We start from the raw sequence: 3,847 nt of genomic DNA, 5'->3' as shown, positions 1-3,847 counted from the left end.
ATAAAACTGCGCCACAGCCTTGGCAGGCCATCGCGCAGCGATTTTGTTCAATCCCGATTTGTCTGTTTCACATTATACACAGTATAATTCCATTTCACAAAATGTTCAATCAAAAAAAGTATGCAAGATTTTTATATTTTCTTGGCATACCTCTTATTGCAGTATTTCCTTGTTCGTATTTTCGCAAACTAACGTTCCGCAAGGATGCCCAGTGCGACGGTTCCTAACAGGGCGGCGGGTCGACTGGGCAAGTGGTCGGCTGAGAAGCATTTTCTACTCAACGACATATTTAACGTTTGATTCTCTCCGTCCCTCATATTTCTCCTGTGCCAACAGTTTATCAAGAAATTCTGACACTTCTTCCATGTCTTCACTGTCTATCAAATCCAGTTTTATCAATACATCAAGGTCTGTCTGATTCTTCGGTTGTATTGAGATCGGCTGAGATGTATCCACAACCACTTTCAACTGTTTTGTCTTATTTGCTGTTTCAATATCCGTAGTTAATCCCATAACGTGGCTTTTACTCACGCCGAATATCTGTGATAATTTTTCCCATATAGATTCATCTCTCGGCGTTCCGTTTCCATTTTCATAGTTCGTAAGCATACTTTGTGAAATGCCTAATTCTTTTGCAAGTTCCGCAACGGTTATATTCTTTTCTTTCCGCAATTCTTTTATTTTATTCATAGCGAACCTCCTTTATAAGCACATTATATTTCATCAAATTTTCTCTGTCAATCTTTTTATCGGATATTCAGATATTTTCTATTGACATTCTGTAACGCTTGTTTTATCATAAGATTATCTTAATATCTGATAATCAGATATTCGTAAGGAGGTGAAACGATGATTAGAGGAAATGACTTTATTTTAAATCCAGACAAACTGCAAGAGGAATTTCAGTTAGTAGAAGTTTCTGACTGGGTAGACTTTTCTACAAAAGAAAAATTAGGATTCTACTATACAGTTCTTCTTCCAAAATTAAAGTTTGAAAAAGTCAAAGTAGGCATTAAAGCTAACACAGCGATTGTTACCAACGAAGAACTTGAACAAAAAGGGCAGATTCCAGTCTCATTTGATGGATTACATACTTGGGCTAGTCTCTATAATGGACGTCTTTCTGTCAAAGCAGAAGCTTCCAATATCAGAAAAGTGGGAATGAAATAATTTCCCTACTATGTCAGCCAGTCAGTGCCGGACAACGTCATAGGTGCTGAACTGGCTGACCTCTATACTTGATATATAAAACAACATCTTCCGAAAACAATCGGAACATTCATTACAAAAATTGGGATATGAGGTGAGATTCGTGAGCAAAACAAAAGAGTGTTTTGCATACAATACGAAAATCATTGAAACTCCTACTACAAAAGAAGTATATATTTACGAAAACCCTATTTTTATTCACTCGAAAGAAAAGGCAGATTTAACAGACACAAGTAACCGAAAAAAATTTGATGAAATGTCAGCTCATAAGCAATATGACAGTTTAAAACGCAAGCAGAAACATTACGAACAGGCTCGTTGGGATATTGCCCGTATTGTTGACTGCAACTTTGATAACAAAACAAAATTTGTAACGCTGACATTTAAAGAAAACATTCAGGAAATCCTGATAACTAACCGTGAATTTAAGTATTTTATCCAGCGATTAAATTATTATTTGTACCATACCAAAACCCAGTTATTAAAATACCTTGCAACGTGGGAGAAACAGAAGCGTGGAGCAATCCATTATCATGTTATTTTCTTTGATTTTCCGTATATAGCAAAAGAAAAATTACAGAATTTATGGTCACATGGATTTATTAAAATCAATCGCATTGATGTAGACAGCAAAGAAAACAGAGGTCGTTATCTTAGCAAGTATTTTGGAAAAGACCTTGATTTGAAAGAACATAAGAAAAAAGCCTTTTTTAAATCTCAAAATCTGAAAGTTCCACACGAAACAAAAGTCATGCTGACCGAAGACATTTTACATGACTTACAAAAAGAAAATATCGTCTTTCAGAAAGAATACACAAGGCAAATTTACGATACCAACGCTTTCTTATCTACTGGTTCATGCTTAAAGGACAGCAGTGTTATCTACATCAAAATTAAAAAAGAAAATCCTTGCGTAAAGGGGGAATCTTATGGATAATCCCGTTACGTTTTCAGATATAACATTATTGAATACGTTAGCCACCTGTGCTAACATGACCACAGATGAAGTCTTCAAAGATTTTAAAATTATGGCAAATAAAAAAATCTTGAAGAATCACAAATATGAAATTTATTACTCGGAATCAGAAAAAAGCTGGCGTACTTATTTACCCGATGAAACCAAACCTAACAAACGCCGTCCTGTTAAGAGGAAGAGTAAAGAGAACCTTGAAAAAGAAATCATCAGATTTTATATCGAAAAGCAGAAAGCTGAAAACCGTCAGAATGTCACACTAGAAGAATTATATGCTGAATGGCTTTTGTATAAAAGAGATTATACTTCCGTAAAAGCAAAAACAATTCAAGAATATGTATCTGAATGGAATAGATTTTTCAAAGATACAGAACTTGTTAAAATGAAGATAGGCGAAATCAAACCAATCACGCTTATCCGCTTTTTCAGAGAAGCTACAAAAGACCGACAGTTCACGCACAAGCGAGTCAGTAATGCCCGTTCTGTTTTGAATGGAATCATGAGTTATGCGATTGAAGAAGAAATTATATCACATAATCCTGTCTCTGATGTGAATTTCAAACAGTTTACCTATAAGCCAGTAGAAGTACAAAGTGACAATGTATTTTCCCGTGATGATACGCATAAGTTATTAAATTATCTTCGGTGTATCATAGAGCCATATTCTCTTGCAATACAGTTATCTTTCTATCTCTTTATCCGTGTTGGAGAAACAAAAGCTATCCGTTGGGAAGATATTGACTACAATAACAGGCTTGTATATCTTCACAGACAGGCGACCTGTGAACGTACATTGAATGATGATTTAACATTCTCAAGCCGAAAAGTAAAAGTAGTAAATCAAATGAAAGGAAATACTTCTCATGGATTCCGTAAACAGTTCCTTACAGACGAAGCACTTAAAATTCTTCACAAAGCAAAGGAATTAAATCCAAATGGAATATATGTCTTTGAACCCAACGGCGAGATTATGACAACAGACAGCTTTAATCGCCGTTTGAAGAAATATTGCAAAGAAGCCGGTGTTCCTTATCATTCCAGTCATAAAATCCGCTTTTACAATGCTTCAACAGCTTTTGACGGAAATAATCTTACAACCCTTAGTTATTTAATGGGACATAGTGAGACAGCTACAACATTGCATTACTTGCGGAATGTCAATAAGAGGAAGAATGACAGGCTTGCTTTTCAGAATCTTGGTATTTCATCATAAAGTGTTCAAAGGTGTTCAAACATTTTAAAACAAAAAAATAAGAGAAACGCTGTAAATTCAACGTTTCTCCCATTTTTAACTAATGCCGCAGACCGGAATCGAACCGGTACGGGTATCACTACCCACGGGATTTTAAGTCCCGGGCGTCTGCCAGTTCCGCCACTGCGGCATATGGGACCTATAGGGCTCGAACCTATGACCCTCTGCTTGTAAGGCAGATGCTCTCCCAGCTGAGCTAAGATCCCATAAATAAAAGATATTTAATTAGCTGTTAAAAACAGCAGCGACCCGGAAGAGACTCGAACTCTCGACCTCCGCCGTGACAGGGCGGCGCTCCAACCAACTGAGCCACCGGGCCAGGAAAATATTAAATTAAAATGGACCTTCGGGGACTCGAACCCAGGACCGACCGGTTATGAGCCGGTTGCTCTAACCAACTGAGCTAAAGGTCC

At 36.9% G+C, this 3,847-nt stretch carries 4 protein-coding genes and 4 tRNA genes; 3 read left to right on the top strand and 5 right to left on the bottom strand.

Features of this window, described 5'->3' with window-relative positions; translation table 11 throughout:
- Window positions 1-273: 273 nt before the first annotated feature.
- Window positions 274-690, bottom strand: coding sequence for a helix-turn-helix transcriptional regulator (locus tag DWZ38_RS21775; protein WP_005424130.1), 417 nt, complete (start codon window positions 688-690; stop codon window positions 274-276).
- A 159-nt stretch (window positions 691-849) separates the two neighbouring features.
- Here DWZ38_RS21775 and DWZ38_RS21770 point away from each other — a divergent pair, with 159 nt between their 5' ends.
- The 3 genes from DWZ38_RS21770 to DWZ38_RS21760 all read left to right on the top strand — a co-directional run bounded on the left by DWZ38_RS21770 (window position 850) and on the right by DWZ38_RS21760 (window position 3,395).
- Entirely contained in the window at window positions 850-1,170 is a 321-nt protein-coding gene (locus DWZ38_RS21770; protein ID WP_005330993.1) for a hypothetical protein, read from the top strand.
- 142 nt (window positions 1,171-1,312) lie between these two features.
- Window positions 1,313-2,146, top strand: a complete 834-nt coding sequence (locus tag DWZ38_RS21765) for a Rep protein (protein WP_173794097.1) — start codon at window positions 1,313-1,315, stop codon at window positions 2,144-2,146.
- Complete coding sequence (locus DWZ38_RS21760; protein WP_004845968.1) at window positions 2,139-3,395, top strand: tyrosine-type recombinase/integrase; 1,257 nt, start codon at window positions 2,139-2,141, stop codon at window positions 3,393-3,395. The genes DWZ38_RS21765 and DWZ38_RS21760 overlap by 8 nt, the downstream gene beginning before the upstream one ends.
- Before the next feature lie 83 nt (window positions 3,396-3,478).
- Here the strand turns inward: DWZ38_RS21760 and DWZ38_RS21755 are convergent.
- The 4 genes from DWZ38_RS21755 to DWZ38_RS21740 form a co-directional block, all read right to left on the bottom strand.
- Window positions 3,479-3,564 (bottom strand) — tRNA-Leu (locus DWZ38_RS21755).
- 3 nt (window positions 3,565-3,567) lie between these two features.
- Window positions 3,568-3,640 (bottom strand) — tRNA-Val (locus tag DWZ38_RS21750).
- 39 nt (window positions 3,641-3,679) lie between these two features.
- A tRNA-Asp gene (locus DWZ38_RS21745) sits at window positions 3,680-3,753 on the bottom strand.
- 20 nt (window positions 3,754-3,773) lie between these two features.
- Window positions 3,774-3,847 (bottom strand) — tRNA-Ile (locus DWZ38_RS21740).

Origin of the sequence: Ruminococcus sp. AF31-8BH (genome assembly GCF_003460605.1) — a bacterium.
GTDB lineage: Bacteria > Bacillota > Clostridia > Lachnospirales > Lachnospiraceae > Blautia_A > Blautia_A acetigignens.
This window is presented reverse-complemented; position numbering and strand designations above follow the sequence as displayed.

What these genes read in the sequence shown, in the direction of transcription:
- DWZ38_RS21775 (WP_005424130.1), bottom strand. Translation starts at nt 690, where the DNA reads ATGAATAAAATAAAAGAATTGCGGAAAGAAAAGAATATAACCGTTGCG.
- DWZ38_RS21770 (WP_005330993.1), top strand. Translation starts at nt 850, where the DNA reads ATGATTAGAGGAAATGACTTTATTTTAAATCCAGACAAACTGCAAGAG.
- DWZ38_RS21760 (WP_004845968.1), top strand. Translation starts at nt 2,139, where the DNA reads ATGGATAATCCCGTTACGTTTTCAGATATAACATTATTGAATACGTTA.